This window comes from Xylocopilactobacillus apicola, from assembly GCF_033095985.1.
GTDB classification, from domain to species: domain Bacteria; phylum Bacillota; class Bacilli; order Lactobacillales; family Lactobacillaceae; genus Xylocopilactobacillus; species Xylocopilactobacillus apicola.
Map to the genome: position 1 here is coordinate 2,200,680 of NZ_AP026802.1, position 20,491 is coordinate 2,221,170.

General features: G+C 38.5%; 10 protein-coding genes. 2 read left to right on the forward strand and 8 right to left on the reverse strand.

Annotation, left to right across the window (positions count from 1 at the left end; translation table 11 throughout):
• Position 1: 1 nt before the first annotated feature.
• From R8495_RS10850 to R8495_RS10880, 7 genes are all read right to left on the reverse strand, one after another.
• Positions 2–688 (reverse strand): tryptophan synthase subunit alpha, encoded by a 687-nt coding sequence (locus R8495_RS10850; RefSeq protein ID WP_317635473.1) that lies wholly within the window; start codon positions 686–688, stop codon positions 2–4.
• Positions 688–1,971 (reverse strand): PTS ascorbate transporter subunit IIC, encoded by a 1,284-nt coding sequence (gene ulaA, locus R8495_RS10855; RefSeq protein WP_317635474.1) that lies wholly within the window; start codon positions 1,969–1,971, stop codon positions 688–690. Before ulaA ends, R8495_RS10850 begins: the two co-directional genes overlap by 1 nt.
• Position 1,972: 1 nt before the next feature.
• A complete protein-coding gene (locus tag R8495_RS10860; protein ID WP_317635475.1) occupies positions 1,973–2,266 on the reverse strand; it encodes a PTS sugar transporter subunit IIB in 294 nt (97 codons plus the stop codon).
• Entirely contained in the window at positions 2,263–4,278 is a 2,016-nt protein-coding gene (locus tag R8495_RS10865) for a BglG family transcription antiterminator (RefSeq protein WP_317635476.1), read from the reverse strand. Before R8495_RS10865 ends, R8495_RS10860 begins: the two co-directional genes overlap by 4 nt.
• Positions 4,279–4,487: 209 nt before the next feature.
• The gene (locus tag R8495_RS10870; RefSeq protein ID WP_317635477.1) at positions 4,488–6,074 is read right to left on the reverse strand and encodes a mucin-binding protein; all 1,587 of its coding nucleotides are present in this window, start codon (positions 6,072–6,074) and stop codon (positions 4,488–4,490) included.
• Between the two features lie 150 nt (positions 6,075–6,224).
• Positions 6,225–7,811, reverse strand: a complete 1,587-nt coding sequence (locus R8495_RS10875; protein WP_317635478.1) for a mucin-binding protein — start codon at positions 7,809–7,811, stop codon at positions 6,225–6,227.
• Between the two features lie 167 nt (positions 7,812–7,978).
• Positions 7,979–13,540 (reverse strand): immunoglobulin-like domain-containing protein, encoded by a 5,562-nt coding sequence (locus R8495_RS10880; protein ID WP_317635479.1) that lies wholly within the window; start codon positions 13,538–13,540, stop codon positions 7,979–7,981.
• Positions 13,541–13,593: 53 nt separating this feature from the next.
• Here R8495_RS10880 and mazE point away from each other — a divergent pair, with 53 nt between their 5' ends.
• Positions 13,594–13,830, forward strand: coding sequence for a type II toxin-antitoxin system PemI/MazE family antitoxin (mazE, locus tag R8495_RS10885; protein ID WP_317635480.1), 237 nt, complete (start codon positions 13,594–13,596; stop codon positions 13,828–13,830).
• Complete coding sequence (locus R8495_RS10890) at positions 13,823–14,191, forward strand: type II toxin-antitoxin system PemK/MazF family toxin (protein ID WP_317635481.1); 369 nt, start codon at positions 13,823–13,825, stop codon at positions 14,189–14,191. The genes mazE and R8495_RS10890 overlap by 8 nt, the downstream gene beginning before the upstream one ends.
• Before the next feature lie 139 nt (positions 14,192–14,330).
• Here R8495_RS10890 and R8495_RS10895 read toward each other — a convergent pair whose 3' ends face one another.
• Entirely contained in the window at positions 14,331–20,294 is a 5,964-nt protein-coding gene (locus R8495_RS10895) for an immunoglobulin-like domain-containing protein (RefSeq protein WP_317635482.1), read from the reverse strand.
• Positions 20,295–20,491 lie beyond the last annotated feature (197 nt).

Here is a 20,491-nt window from a genome sequence, read left to right on the forward strand (position 1 = left end):
TTTAAAAAGTTTGTAAGTACTGACTTACTCCTGGTAGACCTTGAGTTTCATAGTGCTTCAGTAGTTGTGAACCAATAATTGATCCGTCAGCTCCATTTTCTATGACTCGTTGGACATCTTCATTGTTTTTAATTCCAAATCCAACATAAATTGGAAGTGAGGTCATCTGTCTAATGGACAGAATAATTTCTTTGTAAGGAGCATGTTTCAGATCGATCAACGAGCCAGTCTTGGCATTCGAGGAGGTTAAATAGATAAAAGTATTAGACTGCTCAACTTTTTGTCGAATAGTTTCTAAGGATAAGCCTGGTGAAATGATCGAAACAATATTAGGATAAATTTCTTTTGGCAGCTCATGATCGACACAAAGGATCGCATCGTATAAAGCGTGATCCAGCTGGCCAAATCGTAATTGCTGAATCCCTTCATAATAAGTCATAATCACAATTTTGAATTCATAATTTTGTTTAATTTGTTTCAACGTATCGCTGATATCGTTGATAGTTAATCCATTTTGCAATAAGCACCTATTAATCTTTTGAATTAAAGGTCCGTCTTGGTATGCGTTTGTTACGGGAATGCCTAATTCAATTGTCTTAACATGATTGGCTGCTAGTAAATCCATTAATTGAAAGAATGTTTTGCGCTCCGGGTAGTTAATTGGAATGAAGAAGATCGGCATTGTCATTAAGCACCACCGATTGCTTTAAGAAAGAATCCCAGGATTGGACCATAAACACAGTAGTCAGTTTCGCTTAAGATTCGCATGATTGGCGCAAAACTGCCGACCAGCGGTAATAGCAATGCTTGACCGAAGATTAAAAGGAATCCATTAGCGCACGATCCCAGAATTGCTCCTCTGGTTCCGCCATGAGCGTTGCCGAAAATTGCGGTAACTGCTCCAGTAAAGAAAGTTGGAATCAAAGCCGGAAAGACAATCACCGGATAGTTGGCCGCTCCCAGAATTAACATCCCAATTAATCCCGTGGTTAAACTGCATAAGAATCCAACGATTACTGAAGTTGGATAATTAGGGAATAGTAACGGAACATCTAAACCTGGTTTCGCATTTGGAATCAGCTTATCAGCAACCCCGTGAAATGCTGGAATGATTTCAGCTAACATCATTCTGACTCCAGTAATAATAACTGTAATCCACATTCCAAACTCAACCCCTTTAGTGATACTAAAAACAACAATGTCTTTGCCGCCGCTGACATTTTGCATAATCCAGCCGTTGCCTGAAAATAGTCCGAGAAAGAAGAATAAAAGAGTCATCACAATCGTTAAAGCAATGGTCATTTCTCTTAGAAAATTTAGTTTCTTAGGAATCTTCATTTTTTCCAAGTCATGATCTTTGTTTCCGAGAAATTTCCCTAAAATCGAAGCTACTAACAAGCCAGATGAGCTAGAATGACCTAGAGTAAAGCCGTCGGCTCCTTTGACTGGTTTAATTAGGATATTTACATAAGCACAAGATAATGTCATATACAGACCTAAAATTACTGCGCCAATTAACACGAGCGGTACAATTGTTAGCTTGGTATTGAATTTGAGCAGTGCTGCAATCATTCCGGCGAAAAAGAATGAAACATGCGGCGATAAATGAACGAATTTTAATGGCGTAAATCGCGCCAATAGAATGTTAACCAAGAATCCTAATGCGAAAATTAGAGCCATTTCGGTCCCGATTGAGGCTAAACTGGAAGCTTGGGTTGCACCAATATCGGTTAAATTCGGTGCTTTAACCCTAAAAATTCTTGAAATCATTAACTGCAGCGGCAGAAGTGCCGTACCTAAAGTCTGGCCTCCCACATTGATCATCGTGAATCCGATAATTGCCTTTAGAGTACTGGGCAAGATCTTATCCCAGCTTTTCTTCTCAGCTGCCATGCCGACAATTACAACAATACCAATAATGAAGATGGGTTGGCTAAGGACATTATTTATAAAATAAAGCAGAATTTTCATTTCAATTCTCCTCGCTTTGATTTATTTTGGCAATCGCAGCTAATAGTTCCTTCTTCAAATAATCTTTGTCCATTAAATTATTGATTCTAATTACTTCAGCTTTGGTCTCAGATAGCTGATCAGCAAAGTCTGAGGTTGTAACAACGATGTCATAAGAATTAGGATCCACCGAACCAATATCTGAAGCATCGACAACTCCTTCAATATTTTCTCCGTCCAATATTTGTTGAGTGAATAACCGTTCCATCATTGAACTACCGACACCAGCACCACAAACTGTTACGATTTTAATCATTTTTTATTTCCCTCCCGAATAATTTTGTAAATTTCTTCACTTGTTTGACAACGATTAATTTGTTCCACTACTTTCAAGTTGCCCAAAAGCTCTACAAGTTCAGATAGAGCCAAAAGGTGACTTTGATTGTCAGTTGCACATAAGCCAATAACCAGCTTGACAGGATCGTTAGTTGGATGGCCGAAATTTATCGGCGTTTGTAGCGTCACCAGACTAAATCCAATCTTTAAAGCACCTTTTTCTGGTCGAGCATGCGGCATCGCAATCCCTGGAGCAATAACGATATAATTACCATTAGTTTTGACATTTTGAATCATTGCCGTGACGTAATTGTTGGTTGCATCTCCATCTTTAACCAAGAGATTCCCGCACTCTTTAACTGCGTCTTGCCAATCCTTAGCTAAGTATTTTGTTTTAATTGTATTAGGAGTCAAGACTTCCGTTAACATAGGCTCATAACCATCTTTCTTTAAATTATTTTGTAGCAAGTGTTTTAAATCGACATAGACGAGCCGTTTTTGCTGCTCAGACAAGCGTACATGTCTTGTAAAAATCGATATTATTTCATCAATATTAATTTCATGAAGCGGAATTCGAGAAATTTTCTGAATTCGGTCGACATCTTGAGTTGGAAGCATGGGATTAACTTTGATCGTTGGAGCTTTTTCTGAAGAGAAGTCAATGGTAGAAATTATGAGATCGACCTCATTTCTTCTTAGCCAATTATCAGCCTCTCGTTTACTGAAAGTTCCTAGAAAGTTAAATTTAAAAATCCCCTGCAGTTTACTGTTTAAGAGCTGTGAAGTGCTTAACCCCGAATTGCAGACCACGATAACCTTCTTAAGCTTTCGCACCTTAACGTGTTTCCTTTCAAGTGAGGCAGCAAAGAAAAGGGTTAAAAAAGATATCTCCTGTTTGCTGAATTTAACATCTAATTTCAATTCCAGCTGAGGAATTGCTTTAGTTACCGCTGAATTTAAATTTTGAAATTTAGTTACGATTTGTTCGTAAAGAGGATTATTTAATTCTTCCTGGGAGCGTATGCGATTATACGCGGGCCGAAGGTGAGTTAAAATTCCCTGAAAGAGCTTCTCGTCTTGATCAAAAAATGGTTCTGCAAAGAAAATTCCAACGTGTTTGATGAAATCGATCGTGATAAAATTCCAAAACAGCCAGTCATCAGCAACATTTTCGTTGATGTCTGCTAAAGAGGCCTCAGCAATCAAATTTCCCAAATAATTCATTTCGGCAGGTCGCTTAACACAATTAGGAAACAATTTATTAAATGATTCATTTTCCGTCATTGTTTCGATTTCTAAATAGTGTTTATCAGGGACTGCTAAATTATTCTCAATAAAGAAGCCCTGATTTGTTCTTTCATAACTTGCCCAAAAGTAAGAAATGATTCGATCAAACGAATTCTGAGAAACGTGGCGCTTAAGAGTTTTAAAGATAATACTGATTGTTTTCTCAATCTGCTCAATATTTTCTAGTTGGTCAAATATATTTATTTGCGCGGTTGGGTACAATGAAGCAATTAATTTCCTGATTGTTTCCTCATCGCCAACTAGCACATAGCCCGTAAATGGGATCGACTGAAGTTTAATTCCTTGACTAGATAAAGCCTTCTTTACTTCCCTGATCTCTTTAATAATTGTGTTTTTGGAAAGGCTATATTTTGCCATCAGATTTAAGATACTTAAGTTCTTGGTATTCAGTAATACATCAAGCGTAATCTGCCTCTTACGGAAGTTACTATCCAAATACAAGATATCTTTCTTGTTAGGTAAAATGTTTAAGAATGATGCGTTAATAGACTCTGGATACGTAACTTTTTTATTTCGAACAAGAATTTCATTAAAGCCCGCCTTAGAAAGGAAATCATTGAGCTTTGCGAGATCAGCTAAAATAGTTTTCGATGTTACATTAAACAACTCACTTAATTTATCGATTGTAAAACTTTCTTGTTTTAAACAAATGAGTCGGAATAATTCAGGTAGCCGGCTTTCCATTGTTTTCCCTCCTCAATGAAAAGTATATCTGCTTATAAAATCGCTTTCAAAGACCAATTTAGCATCCAACTTTGGAAATAATTTGAACTCGACAGTTTGAATTATTTCCAAAATTATGAGGAAAATCAAAAAATAAAATCCCCAACCAGAGTTGGGGACAATTTTTTAATATAAATTAGATATTTGTATATATAGTTCGTTATTTCGATTTACATTTTGAGGTAAACAACATCGACAATATCATCTTGAGTAACAAAGTCTACTTCTTGAGTTTGAACCTGTTGATTTGGACGATACCCTACAAAGTTAGGCAATGGAAATGCATCCCATCTGGCTGTTCCCCACTCACCATAAGTCTTTTGACCAGTAACCATATTGGTATAAATAGTTCTTTTGACTACAGCAACCTGTTGGTAGTTTCTTGAGGCACCATTTGGTTGATGAATGTTAATAGTTCTGACTGCCGTTCTAGACTCAGAACTTTGTGTTATCCGAGGTTCAACTTTAACAGTCACACTCTGATTACCGCTACCATCAATAGTAATGCTTTCTTCTGGAATAGAAACAATATCATACTTGCGTGGCGCATGATAATTTGGCGTAATCACATCACCAACGTAACCAGTATATTTCTGAGTTCCGACGACGGTATCGCCATAAACGTAGTTAATATTTACAGTTTGTTCCACTTCGTCATAGTAGACATCGATCGTTGTATCCCAACAATAAGCGTCCACTGACAGGGCTGGAATTACTGCTTGATCAGGTTCATATCCTGGAATTTCTTGTGGTCGATATTGATTCCATTGAGCCTTAGACCAAGGTCCATATGTTATAGTTCCATCAGAATTGACATTAATTAAACGTTTGATTGTAGCAGTTTGTCTATCTGTTGATACTGATCCATCAGGCAGGTGCAGATTAATTGTCCGAGTCACGGCTTTAGATTCATAATTATTGGCACTCGCTGGCGTAGTATCCCAATCGTAAACCGTTACTTGATCTCGTCCCTTCAACGACATTAAATCATCAGGAGTATATTTTGTCCCTTGCTTATAACCGCTGGTTGCAATCCATCTCCGAGAAGTGACTACTTTATCAGTGCCTGGGACCGTTGTACCAATCATAGGAACTTCAAATATTGTGCCATAAGATGGAGCTCCTTTGCTCAAATCTACCTTAGGTCCTACAATCAAGTGATTAAGACTGCAAGTGGCACTAAATACTGTAGAATTGTTCTGTAGATGAGTCATATCAAAATTGCTTAAATTTAGAGATTGTAAACTACCACATTTATAAAACATATCTTCCATATTTGTAACATGACTGGTATCAAAGCTGCTTAAATCGAGATTTAAAAAGCAAATCGATCCACTAAACATACATGACATGTCAGTTACATGAGAAGTGTCAAAATTCTTAAAATCAACGCTCGCATTTTGAACATTAACGTAAGAAAACATCTTAGAACAATTTTCTGGAGCAATCACTCCTGGATCAAAAGTAATTTTAAGATTTTTGCAATTCCAAAAATTAATTCCTTCAGGAACAATTTTGCCTTCTGCCAAATTTCCCGCATGAAATTGAAGAGTGTAATTATTATCATCGTTCTTAATGTAATCCCATTTACAAGTGCCAGAGACTCCAGTTTTAACAATTTCACCGTTCTGACTACCCCTTTCACTAACTGAAGCCGGTGTAGCAGTTTCGGCACCAACATTTTGAGCAGTAACCATCATCCCCATGGATAGAGCGAGGACACTGCTGGAAATAAAAATAAAACTTTTCTTTTTCAAACTTTTCTTCTCCTTATAAATAAATTTTTTGCTATTTTAGTATACTATTTGCGAATTCGATGTCAACATTCAATAAGTACAGCAAGTACTAATATCGGATGATATCAAATTTATCTTTGAAAATTTCCGCCATTAATGGTTAAAAAGAATTTAAATTTTTCGATAGAAGATATCAACGAGATTGTCTTCAGTTAATGCATTCACTATTGTCGCTGGAACAATTTGATTTGCCTGATATCCTTCAAACTTAGGGAGCTTGAATTCTTCCCATTTGGAAGTTCCCCATTCACTATAAGTCTTTTCACCAGTAACCATATTAGTGTAAATAGTTTGCGCAACAACAGCTGTTTGCTGATAACTTCTTAAGGCACCATTTGGTTGATGAATGTTAATAGTTCTTACTTTCGTTCTTGTTCTAGTAGTTTGCGTAATTTTTGGTTCCACTTTAACAATCACAATCTGGTTCCCACTACCATCAATAGTGATGCTTTCCTCAGGAATAGAAACAATATCATACTTGCGTGGCGCGTGATAATTTGGCGTAATCACATCACCTACGTAACCGGTATATTTCTGAGTTCCTACTACTGTATCACCATATACATAGCTAATATTTACGGTTTGTTCCACTTCATCATAGTAGACATCGACCGTTGAATCCCCACTGTTGGAATCAATTGACCGTGCAGGAATCACTTCTTGATCAGGTTCATATCCCGGAATTTCTTGTGGTCGATATTGATTCCATTGAGCTTTAGACCAAGCACCGTATGTTCTAGTACCATCAGGATTAATGGTAACAAGACGCTTAATTGTTGCAGTTTGCCTTTCGGATATGACTGATCCATCAGGCTGATGAACATTAATCGTGCGAGTGAAAGCCTTAGATTCATAATTATTGGTACTAACTGGTGTCGTGTCCCAGTCATAAACTGTCACTTGATCACGATTTGTTATCCCTGATAATGCCATTCCAGTATATCTCGTTCCTTGAGCGTAGCCGCTTGTAGCAATCCAATTAGAAGAAGTAACAACTTTATCCGTCCCTGGCACAATTTCTCCGGGAGTCGGGACTTTGAGATCCTCATACGAAACTGAATCATTCAAATTTACCTTTGGTCCCAATACTAAGTGATTTAGATCAAAAGTAGCAGCAAACATTCCACCACTGTACTTTGTATTACTCATATTAAAGCTACTTAAATTTAAGCTCTGAATCTTGTCGCATTTACAAAACATACCTGACATATCCGTGACTTGGCTAGTATCAAAAGAGCTTAAATCAAGACTGGTCAGATAGTAAGAACTATCAAACATACTTGACATATTAACAACTTTAGACGTGTCGAAATTAGTGAAATCAATGCTTTGAATTTCTTCTTGCAATCGATAAAACATAAAAGAACAATTTTCTGGTGCAACGACTCCCGGATCAAAACTAATTTTTGTCCCCGTAAATAAATTGTCTAAATCTTTGGGAATGATCGCACCTGCTGCCAAATTTCCCGCATGAAATTGAAGAGTGTAATTATTATCATCATTCTTAATGTAATCCCATTTACAAGTGCCAGAGACTCCAGTTTTAACAATTTCACCGTTCTGAGTGTTTGGTAAACTACCTCTTTCACTAACAGAAGGTGTAGCAGTCTCAGCACCAACATTTTGAGCAGTAACCATCAACCCCATAGATAGAGCGAGGACACTGCTTGAAATAAAGATAATATTTTTCTTTTTCAAACTTTTCTTCTCCTTATAAATAAATTTTTTGCTATTTTACTATACTATTTATGAAGACGATTATCAAACTTAGATCTTTGGTGTTGATCAATAAAACCGCAAAAAACACCCCTTTTTCCCAAAATAAAAAGAGACCTGGTCTCTTGGGCCAAATCTCTCTTATCTATCTATTTAGCGCGGTATGAAGCATAGTCACCCTGCACCCATTGGTTCTCACCAACTTTGTAGAAGCCATTCTTCTGACCAAATGTCTTCCACTCGGTGCCATCTTGTAACTTACGTCCTTCATAGTATCCGCCCGTCGTATTTGAGTCTTTCCATAAGTTAACTCCGTAGCCTGGGACATACTTGATGGTTACGATTCCATCTAATGTCTCCATGCCACCTGTTACTGGCGCAAATGAAACATACTGTCCATCGATCCATTGGTTCTTACCTACGTTATAGAAGGTTTGTCCCTTTGAATTTGTCGCCTTCTGGAAGACTTTCCAAGCTGTTCCATGTTGTAATCTTTGACCTGTAAATGTACCTGCTGGTGCATTCCAGACATTGATCCCATAACCTGGAACATAGTTAACATATCCTACTCCGTTGTAGTCTGAGATACTCCATTCGCTAGATGGTGCTTCTTTTGGTAATACTGTAATATAGCGGGTCATTACGGTTTGAATACCTGAAGCATTAGTAGCTTTATAGGTTAACTGATAAATACCAGCAACCGTTGTATCAACTGTACCAGAGATGGTTACGTCTGGATCACCTTTACTATCTTTAGCGATTCCTTCGTAGTTAACTAATTGATCATAGTCACCATTGTACTTGTTGAAGATATTCCATGAACCAACTACTTTATAAGCTGTTGGATCAAAGTTCTCTCCCACATTAATAGTTACATCATTAGTACCTTGGAAGGCAAATACTGGTGCTGATTGATCTGTTACCTGAACTGGTACTGTTATACTTGCCGTATCCTTATCATTACTTGGATTCGTGTAAGTATATACTACTGGGTAACTGCCTGCTTTAGTTAAATCAAGTTTACTGATATCAACCTTAATTGAACTTGCAGGAACTTTTGTATTAGCGATTGTATTTCCTTGCGCATCCTTTAGATCTGCTCCTCCACGATAGAAGTCACCAGAGAAGTTGGTAAGAGCTTCGTGATACTTAGAAGTATTATCTTCAGGATTTGCGTAACCTGTTGGCCACTTGTCATATGAGTTCTTAGAGTCAGAGTTACTGATTCCAAAGCCGCCATATAGATATAGTGGTGATTTAACGCCAGCACCGGTATCAGTTTCATCGAAACTGCCGTTGTTTTGTTGCCAGCTACCAAGGAAGGCATTCACTAATAATTGTTGTAATTTCTCAGTGTTATTTGCGTAATCAGGATTACCCGCAACTAAACTCTTTGCCAAGATATTCTTGAAGTTCTGAGGAACGTTTGCTTCAGTCAATACTGCACCATCATCATAGACAGTGGTGTATGGACGAAGTTTAACGTTGAACGGATCATTTCCTCTTGAAACATCAGTTGTGGCAAATGATGGTTTCGTGTCTTGTTTAGTAGGAGCAGGAACTGCAGCTTTGTCGTAAACTACCACATTGATACGTGCTTTGTTCCAGTTCTCATAAAGACGAGGTAATGATGGAATGTAGTAATATGCATTAGCGTTACCGCCATTGTCCATTAATTGTTGAACAAGGGCAACACGGTTTTCTTGATTAGACTTAGAATTCTCATCGTCATCTTTAGCAGTAACCTTGCCATCAGCTGAAATGTTCACGTTGTAAGCATCAGCTAATGTTGAGTAACTTGTAGGATCACTGATTGCCATTCCGTTGTCATTTTCATCAACGTCCATGGTCTTGTTAATACCTTTTTTGCCATCAGCAGCATTTTGAGTTGAACCTTTAACATATCCTTCGTTTTCAGGTAAAGTCTTGAAGCCAGTTTCGCCTGGTTTCAAGACACCTTTATCGTCAACGTTAAAGAATTTATCTGGCGCTTTAACAATACCGATTGAATAATCATCTGAGGTACCGATTGTTTCAGGTGTTGTTGATTTTTCGGTTGATGTACCAACAAATTTTTCGCCTGTACCACGATCAACAGTTAGTGCCTTGGTATTAGAACCTTGGTCAAATAACTCAGAATCATAGTGAGGGAAGCTTTGATCAATACGTGTGTAGGCAATCTGATTGTTTACTGGGCGGAGATTTGTCAAACTTGAATCAGCAGCATTAATAGCATTGAATTTTGTTAAATTTGTTCCCTTATGATCGTGGGTGCGTATAGGATTCCTATTATCATCATCTTGTGAAGCTCCGTCGACAACGTTTCCTAATTTAACATCACCTAAATATAGCTCATAATTGTCATAAGTTGTAACTGCTTTTTGAGATCTATCCCAATGTAAATTATTGGCACCCCCTAGAGTATATCGTCTAGGTTTTACCTCTTGAGTCCAAGTAGTTGCAACATCTCTAGCAACAGATACTGGAACTAAATACTGAACATTCAAAGAACGTTTAATCTTCACTTGAGGTAAATCTGAAGAATCATTCCAAGCTAAACCATAATGTAAATCAGTATCTGAAGCAAACTGACCTTTTCCATCTACTCTGACAGTACTAGAATTTGTCAAAAGTCCCGGGGTCTTCAAAAATACAGGGTTGCCTACAGTAGGCATCGGATTTCTTAAAAAGTTATTGTATATGCTTCCCGCCAAGTCTGAAGACTGAGAAACCCAAGAATTTTTTGCACCACTCACAGCATCAGTATCTCCAGCTGGGTATGATGGACTAACTCCCATACCAGGGTTATCTTCGTTGCCGTGAATACTCATAACTCCCAGTAATCCACCACGATAATTAAAATCATCATTTACTGGCGAAATGAACGGACGATTGCCAACAGCATCAAATCTTGCGTTATTTTGAACGCCATTTAAGATATTAGCTACACCACTATCTTTTCCTCCAGGGATTTGATATGTAGAAAGTTTAGTTCTTTGAGCTTCACTAAGACCAGTTCCATTGATCAGGACATAGCCGACGTTCTTAGCAAACTGTTTATGTGTTTCGGTATGTGTCTGTTTATAATAAGTTATAATACTGTGATTTGGGTAAGATATATACCTGGGTTCACCCGGATTTCCCCACAAAGGATTATTTTGATAAGCAGGAATGGAAGTCGATCCATTAGGGACTTTACTATCAACAACTAACCAACCATCCGTTCTCCCGTTTGAGGATGATGGGTGTGATCCAAAATCGCCATTACCAATTGGATTGACAAACGCTAAATTGGTAGGACTACTATCGTCTCTATTAGCAAAATTATCATAATTGTTAGCGTCGTCGACAGCTTTTAATTGAACATCGCTTAAAATATTGTCATAATTAGTATCATCATTACTGTTGCCCTTAAGCGAAGTAAATGGTGCACTTGTTGTATTATCTATTTTACGTCCTTTAAGACCTGATCCAGTAGCATCAATATCGTCAATCCAAGTACTATATTTATTGTTGGTTTTGCCATCATCTGCATTATCGACACCTGTGGTTGAGGTTACTCCTCCCGACGCTGGATCATGAAATTCTACTAAATCACTCGCATTATAAATGCCTAGTTTGTCGGTCGTTGAGGGAACATCAATATTGACTTCAAGAGTACTATGAGGAATAGCTGAACCCCCGCTTGTACTTGTGCCACCGATACGTTTAGATTCCCAAGTAACATCGCTCAAATGCAGCGATTGTGCATGCTCATTGCCACTGCCACTGCCTTTAATATTGATATTTGCATTTCCTTTAGTATCTTTAATCTGGTCATTATAACCAACAGTGGAATTATCTGTTTTGTGATTAACATACCAAGGGTTAGTAGGAACAGATATACCTGTTATTAGAGTTCCATCAGCTTCATATTTGTATTTACCGTTAAATCCAATGTTTGAACTGTTCATATCAAAAGGATCATTAGCAACATTATTGTTTACTCCTGTACCAAAAGGATCACCCTGACCAGCAGCAGTCAAAGGATTAGCGTCATAATCATCACCTGATACAAATCCAGTAGCTCCTCTAGAAAAAGGCAGCGCGGTAGAAATAACAGTACTGTAAGGATTCCGGTAAGACTTCAAAACAGTGTTGTTTAAAGGCATAGTGAAGGTGAAACTCTTCTTAATCTCATCACCAGAAGTGTTGTTAAAAGAACCATTATTGGCGATTTGATTCTTGATAGTTTCTTCAGACATACCAGTAAAAGGAGCAGTTCCGAAGATAGAATGAGTATCATCCCAAGCTTCACGAACCATAAATGGAGATTTAGTTTTGTTAACTCCACTACTAGGTTCAAAGGCGTGAACAACATCACCTAATTTTACGTCTACACCGTTGTTGTTATCTTTAACTTTCATAGGTGTATTAGTAGGGGGAACGGGATCAAAAATTGAATCCCCGCCACCAAAAGCGTCAGGTGCTCCACCGAAGGCATAAGTGCTGTCCCCATAAGCATCCTTACCTTGAGAACCATTAGCAATAGTATTTGTACTATTAGATGCTACCGTTTGATCAAGATTAGTACCAAACGCAGGCCAAAAATGAAGATTAGGTCCGGCAGGAGTGTCTGAAGATTTATTTCCTAAATAGCCTTGAAATTCTTGATTTCTACCGGTAGAACTAGCGCCCGTAGGAGTGTCGGTATTACCATTAAGAGCGTCAGCCTGATTAGGAATCTTTTTAGCAACATCATTGTTGTAACCACCCTTACCAATTCCGGTCTCATCCTTGTTGTTGGTATTGAAAGGATTAAACAAGAGTGAATTACTGAAGTCAGACTTCAGATTATTAGCCCCGGTAATTGTGTTAGAAGTATGATCATATGTCAAACGAGGATCAGCTACGCCGATGTAGTTATCTACAGGAGTTCCATCAGCAGGTTTAAAATTATCGTTACTAATGCTGGTGGCATTCAAATCAGGGTTAAGACTTGATAAAGAATTATCACCAAACGTAACGGAAGAAGGTCCGCTGCCAACTACCCCAGAAGCGTTGTAAGAATTCTTATCAGTAGCGAGAGTACCAGCCACATTATCGCCATGAATAGCTTTCATAGGAGCAACGTTAGAGATATTGAAGTTACTCTGATAACCGAGAGCTTTAATCTTCTTAGCGATAGTAGCAGCATCAGTACCTCTCGGCACCACGATAGTCCCAGAACCAGTATCAGGATCAACCCAAGCAGTAGAACCACCACTACCGATTAATTTCTGTTGATCTTGAGTCAAACCATTCTTGAGGTTAGTACGCTGATTAAAGGTTCCAGCGGTACTATCACCAAGACGAGGTGAACCTTCAGAATCCGGAAAATTTCTAGTACCCCATTCACCTTTAGAGGAAGGAGAGCTGTCAATATTATTCTCTAGCAAAACTTTCTCAGGCAAGACGTTGAAAGTCTTATTGTTAAGCTTGAAAACGGCAGTAGCTTTCCGGCCAGTAATCTTGCTTTGAGCCATAAGAGTAATGCTGGAGGTAGATTCATGAATAATATTTTCTTCATTTTGTGCAACGTTATCGTACCCATTGATATAAAGCTGTGCATAAGCTTCATTCGGGTTACCGAAGAAAGCTGTGCCTAAAACGTCAGAAATATTGACGCCTTCGCCAATTTTGGGGATTGCTAGAATATCAGGGTCAGGAGTCTTGCCTGTCTTAGTTGCCATAACCTCACTGCTGATATATACTGGTATACGTAAGATATATAGGAGTTTTCAAAATGCAAAAGGTAAAGGCGCGAAAAGTAGGAAGTTCCATCGTAATTTCTTTAACCAAAGATTTAAATGTTAAAGAAGGGCAAGAGTTTTATTTACATAAAGGTGCTGACGGCTATATTTCGTTGATTCCTAAGGTACCAGATATTTATGCGGATGCAACAGCTGAAGATTTAAAAGATATGGACACCGATAACATCGCTCGTGATTATCGTCCAAGAGGCAGTGAACTCAGTGAGTAAATTCTTAGAAAGAGACTTAATTTACATCGATTTTGACCCTAGTAAAGGGAGCGAAATTAATAAAAGACGGCCTGCGTTAGTGATTAGTAGAAACGAGTACAATCAAAATGGTCGTTTGGCAATAGTTTGCCCAATCACTTCAACTCCCAAAGAAAGAAGATTTTTGGTTCCGTTAAATAATGCGATCGAGAAGGGGCTTCTAAAAGAAGGAAGCAAGGTGAATATTGCCCAAGTAGCTAGCTTAGATGTATCAGAAAACGGCGATCGAAATCCTGAGAAAATCGGGGAATTAGATCTTGAAGAGTTTTATAAAGTGATCCAATACTTTTTGTATAATTTTAATAATCCAGCTAGATTTTAGATATCAGAGTATCATTTACCCAGGAATAAGGCGATTAACTTGACATCGGAAGATGTCGGGCTTAATCGCCATTTTTTTGTTACATTTTCCCAAAATAAAAAGAGACCTGGTCTCTTGAACCAAATCTCTCTTAATCTATCTATTTAGCACGGTATGAAGCATAGTCACCCTGCACCCATTGGTTCTCACCAACTTTGTAGAAGCCATTCTTCTGGCCAAACGTCTTCCACTCGGTGCCGTCCTGTAACTTACGTCCTTCATAGTATCCACCCGTCGTATTTGAGTCTTTCCATAAGTTGACTCCGTAGCCTGGGACATACTTGATGGTTACGATTCCATCTAATGTCTCCATGCCACCTGTTACTGGCGCAAATGAGACATACTGTCCATCGATCCATTGGTTCTTACCTACGTTATAGAAGGTTTGTCCCTTTGAATTTGTCGCTTTCTGGAAGACTTTCCAAGCTGTTCCATGTTGTAATCTTTGACCTGTAAATGTACCTGCTGGTGCATTCCAGACATTGATCCCATAACCTGGAACATAGTTAACATATCCTACTCCGTTGTAGTCTGAGATACTCCATTCGCTAGATGGTGCTTCTTTTGGTAATACTGTAATATAGCGGGTCATTACAGTTTGAATACCTGAAGCATTCGTAGCTTTATAGGTTAACTGATAAATTCCAGCAACCGTTGTATCAACTGTACCAGAGATGGTTACGTCTGGATCACCTTTACTATCTTTAGCGATTCCTTCGTAGTTAACTAATTGATCATAGTCACCATTGTACTTGTTGAAGATATTCCATGAACCAACTACTTTATACGCTGTTGGATCAAAGTTCTCTCCCACGTTAATAGTTACATCATTAGTGCCTTGGAAGGCAAATACTGGTGCTGATTGATCTGTTACCTGAACGGGTACTGTTATACTTGCCGTATCCTTATCATTACTTGGATTCGTGTAAGTATATACCACTGGGTAACTGCCTGCTTTAGTTAAATCAAGTTTACTGATATCAACCTTAATTGAACTTGCAGGAACTTTTGTATTAGCGATTGTATTTCCTTGTGCATCCTTTAGATCTGCTCCTCCACGATAGAAGTCACCAGAGAAGTTGGTAAGAGCTTCGTGATACTTAGAAGTATTATCTTCAGGATTTGCGTAACCTGTTGGCCACTTGTCATATGAGTTCTTAGAGTCAGAGTTACTGATTCCAAAGCCGCCATATAGATATAGTGGTGATTTAACGCCAGCACCGGTATCAGTTTCATCGAAACTGCCGTTGTTTTGTTGCCAGCTACCAAGGAAGGCATTCACTAATAATTGTTGTAATTTCTCAGTGTTATTTGCGTAATCAGGATTACCGGCAACTAAACTCTTTGCCAAGATATTCTTGAAGTTCTGTGGAACGTTTGCTTCTGTCAATACTGCACCATCATCATAGACAGTGGTGTATGGACGAAGTTTAACGTTGAACGGATCATTTCCTCTTGAAACATCAGTTGTGGCAAATGATGGTTTCGTGTCTTGTTTAGTAGGAGCTGGAACTGCTGCTTTGTCGTAAACTACCACATTGATTCGAGCTTTGTTCCAGTTCTCATAGAGACGAGGTAATGATGGAATGTAGTAATATGCATTAGCGTTACCGCCATTATCCATTAATTGTTGAACAAGAGCAACACGGTTTTCTTGATTAGACTTAGAATTTTCATCGTCATCTTTAGCAGTAACCTTGCCGTCAGCTGAAATGTTCACGTTGTAAGCATCAGATAACTTCGAGTAACTTGTAGGATCACTGATTGCCATTCCGTTGTCATTTTCATCAACGTCCATGGTCTTGTTGATACCTTTTTTGCCATCAGCTAGATTTTCTACTGAATGTTCAACTTTGGCATCAGCTGTATTGGTTAACGTAGTTTGACCATTAGCAAGACTTCCGTCTTCATTGACTTTGAAGAATTTACTTGGAGCTTTAACAATTCCGATTGAGTAATCATCTGAGGTACCGATTGTCTTAGGATCACTAGATTTTGTCTTCATCTCAGCGGAACTACCAACAAATACTCCGTCGTCTTCACCTTGATGAGTAGTAAGTGCCTTGGTGTTAGAACCTTGGTCAAATAACTCAGAATCATAGTGAGGGAAGCTTTGATCAATACGTGTGTAGGCAATTTGATTGTTTACTGGACGAACACCCTTAAGAGCATCTTTGACTTGAATCACGTTCATATTGTTTAACGAAGTGTCATGTCGAAACGGCGGACGAGGAGTAATATTTGATCCGTTAGAATTAGTATCTATGAAATCAATTTTGTCTTCATTTCCTGGGTTAAATTCTGCATCTTCTAATGCTACATCACCCAAATACAGCTTATAGTTATTGTATTCGGTTTTTACAGATTGTTTTCTATCCCACGTATAACCTGTGGGAAGACTTACGCTTCTTACTTGAAGATCTTGTGTCCAAGTAGTTTTTACATCTCTGGCAACTGAAACTGGAACCAAATATTGAACATTCAAAGAACGTTTAATCTTCACTTGTGGTAAATCAGATGAATCATTCCAAGCTAATCCATAATGTAAATCAGTATCTGTTGCAAATTCACCTTTGCCATCTACTCTAACTTTACCATTAGTAAGTCCAGGAGCATCTAAAAATACGGGGTCATTAGCGCTAGGAGTTCCTAAAAATCTGTTATAAATACTGCCAGCAATTGTAGATGATTGGGTAACATTGAGTTTACTATCATAAGTTCCTTTTACAATACCAGAATCAGTAGAATTACCGTGAATACTCATTACTCCGAGTAGACCACCACGATATCCTAAATCATCATTTACTGGTGAGATGTATGGACGATTTGTAGCATGAGTACCCAAATCGTTGAAGTTTTCATAATTTGAAATACCATCTAAAGTAATAGACCCCGGATTAGTTACGCCATCTGGAACCTGATATTTAGACAACTTTTTACTTTGATCTTCACTTAACCCACTGGCGTTAATTAAAACATAACCAGCATTCTTTGCGAATTGTTTATGGGTTTGTGAATGTGTTTGATGGGCACTGGTAACTACATATTGACCATCCCATCTTGCATAACCATCAACTTTGCCTGGACCCCAATCTGAAGGATCAATGTCATTACCAGGAACTAGCCAACCCATCCTAACGTTTACACCCCCCGAAGGATTAGTAATTTGATGATTAGCAAAAGTATATCCATTTGGGTCAATGAATTTAGATCCAGCATCAGTCCCTTTATTGAACTGATCTTTATTATTAGCGTCTTTAACATAACCTAGTTGAGCTGGTGATAATGGATGATCATGCGGATATTGATCCGAACTATTTTCTCCAGGAATCATATAGCTTGTTCCCACTTCATTGGCGAAAACACGGCCTTTGATTTTGCCAGAGTCTTCTTTCAACCAAGTATCATATACATTATTATATTGTACATCAGAAGAAGAATCTAAATCACCTGTAGTAGTTGTCGTCGGACTCGTTGTCCCTTTATTAAATTGTACATCAGGGCTAGCATTGTAAATCCCAGGTTTATCACTGGCTTGGTTTCCTTCACCCCAGCTCTTAGATTCCCAAGTAGTAGTACTGAGATGCAAGGACTTCGCATCAGTGTCACTACTACCATTCTTTCCCTGAATATTTATATTCGCGTTACCAGTAGTATCCTCAATTGAATCATTATAATCCATAACGTCTTTATTAGCAGTTCCATGGTTCACATACCAAGGATTAGTTGCTGGTAGTTTTGATACCTGATTAATTTTGCTACCATTGACTGAGTCATAAATGTACGCTCCTGTGAACCCAACACTAGTGGCATTCATATCAGAATCATTACCAGCAGCATTGTGCCCAGTACCAAAAGGATCACCCTTGCCATCAGCAGTCAAAGGATTAGCGTCGTAATCAATACCCGATTTAAAAATTCCACTATCCTTAGAGAAAGGCAGTGCGGTAGAAATAACAGTACTGTAAGGATTACGGTAAGACTTCAAAACAGTGTTGTTTAAAGGCATAGTGAAGGTGAAACTCTTCTTAATCTCATCACCAGAAGTGTTGTTAAAAGAACCATTATTGGCGATTTGATTCTTGATAGTTTCTTCAGACATACCAGTAAAAGGAGCAGTTCCGAAGATAGAATGAGTATCATCCCAAGCTTCACGCACCATGAAAGGAGATTTAGTTTCGTTAACTCCACTACTAGGTTCGAAAGCATGAACAACGTCACCTAATTGTCCATCTACACCGCTGTTGTTATCACCAACCTTTAGATTTACAGATCCAGCACCACCACCGAAAGCATCGGTAGGACCACCGAAGGCATAGGTGCTTTTTCCGTAAGTGTCATTATTTTGACTTCCGTTTGCATCATTGTGAACACTTGTAGTACCGGCAGGTATAATAGTATTTCCATTAGAATAAGCAGGCCAGAAGTTAAGGCCTTTACTTGCTAAATTACCTTGGAAGTTTGCATCTCTATCAGAAACACTAGCTGCAGGACCAGGCACAGAATCAACTTTACTAGAGTCTGTATCAGCCTGATTAGGAATCTTTTTAGCAACATCATTGTTGTAACCACCCTTACCAATTCCGGTCTCATCCTTGTTGTTGGTATTGAAAGGATTAAACAAGAGTGAATTACTGAAGTCAGACTTCAGATTATTAGCCCCGGTAATTGTGTTAGAAGTATGATCATATGTCAAACGAGGATCAGCGACGCCAATGTAGTTATCTTCAGCTTTTCCGTCACCATCAAATTGATCATTACTAATGCTGGTGGCATTCAAATCAGGGTTAAGACTTGATAAAGAATTATCACCAAACGTAACGGAAGAAGGTCCGCTGCCAACTACCCCAGAAGCGTTGTAAGAATTCTTATCAGTAGCGAGAGTACCAGCCACATTATCGCCATGAATAGCTTTCATAGGAGCAACGTTAGAGATATTGAAGTTACTCTGATAACCGAGAGCTTTAATCTTCTTAGCGATAGTAGCAGCATCAGTACCTCTCGGCACCACGATAGTCCCAGAACCAGTATCAGGATCAACCCAAGCAGTAGAACCACCACTACCGATTAATTTCTGTTGATCTTGAGTCAAACCATTCTTGAGGTTAGTACGCTGATTAAAGGTTCCAGCGGTACTATCACCAAGACGAGGTGAACCTTCAGAATCCGGAAAATTTCTAGTACCCCATTCACCTTTAGAGGAAGGAGAGCTGTCAATATTATTCTCTAGCAAAACTTTCTCAGGCAAGACGTTGAAAGTCTTATTGTTAAGCTTGAAAACGGCAGTAGCTTTCCGGCCAGTAATCTTGCTTTGAGCCATAAGAGTAATGCTGGAGGTAGATTCATGAATAATATTTTCTTCATTTTGTGCAACGTTATCGTACCCATTGATATAAAGCTGTGCATAAGCTTCATTCGGGTTACCGAAGAAAGCTGTGCCTAAAACGTCAGAAATATTGACGCCTTCGCCAATTTTGGGGATTGCTAGAATATCAGGGTCAGGAGTCTTGCCAGTAGTAGCAATGACATCCTCTTTATTTGGAGCCCAAATACCCTCTTTTAACTTTCCATCGCTATCAAAGTCACTTTCAAACCCTTGGTGTAAATAAGATCCGACACCAGGTTTTTGGTTGTTGAATGCTAGGATTTGGGCGATAAAGCCTAGAGCAAGCTTATACTTTTCATAAGTTTTATCATAGCCAGCAGTAGGGTTACCTCCCTTAGTATCATTAAATAGGACATGACGAGCATTAGAGCTAGCATCATTAGTCGCAATGGAAAGATCAATTAATTGTTGGACCAATTTAGAAGCACGAATGTTAGAGCTACTAGCGAAATGCTCAGCAGGATACCAGTCAACTTGACCGTCGGATGGCCCTGCATTTTGCAAAAGCTTGTCATATTGACCTAACCCAGGATTATCAACATCATAATCCCAAGAACTATCGTCAGCATGAACAGTAATTGCCTGAGCAACACCTGTAAATGCACCGGCTACAGGAGACAGCAGTAACAGTGCTGTACTCGCTAAACCGGCAAATTTGAATTTATGATTTGCTTTCATAATTCTCCCTTTCTTTTTTATAGAACACCCTTAATTTTACATCAACACGCGATTGAATAAAACAATTTATGTCCTAATAAAGATACTGTAACATATTTGAAACCATTATGGGAGAAAAATTTTGAGATTAAAAATCAGAAATTTTTATCTGTCTAAACAAATAAAGAGATTTGATCACCATTGACCAAATCCCATTA

Excerpts from the sequence above, each read along its gene's own strand:
- mazE (WP_317635480.1), top strand. The coding sequence starts at position 13,594 with ATGCAAAAGGTAAAGGCGCGAAAAGTAGGAAGTTCCATCGTAATTTCT.
- R8495_RS10895 (WP_317635482.1), bottom strand. The coding sequence starts at position 20,294 with ATGAAAGCAAATCATAAATTCAAATTTGCCGGTTTAGCGAGTACAGCA.
- ulaA (WP_317635474.1), bottom strand. The coding sequence starts at position 1,971 with ATGAAAATTCTGCTTTATTTTATAAATAATGTCCTTAGCCAACCCATC.
- R8495_RS10850 (WP_317635473.1), bottom strand. The coding sequence starts at position 688 with ATGACAATGCCGATCTTCTTCATTCCAATTAACTACCCGGAGCGCAAA.
- R8495_RS10860 (WP_317635475.1), bottom strand. The coding sequence starts at position 2,266 with ATGATTAAAATCGTAACAGTTTGTGGTGCTGGTGTCGGTAGTTCAATG.
- R8495_RS10865 (WP_317635476.1), bottom strand. The coding sequence starts at position 4,278 with ATGGAAAGCCGGCTACCTGAATTATTCCGACTCATTTGTTTAAAACAA.
- R8495_RS10880 (WP_317635479.1), bottom strand. The coding sequence starts at position 13,540 with ATGGCAACTAAGACAGGCAAGACTCCTGACCCTGATATTCTAGCAATC.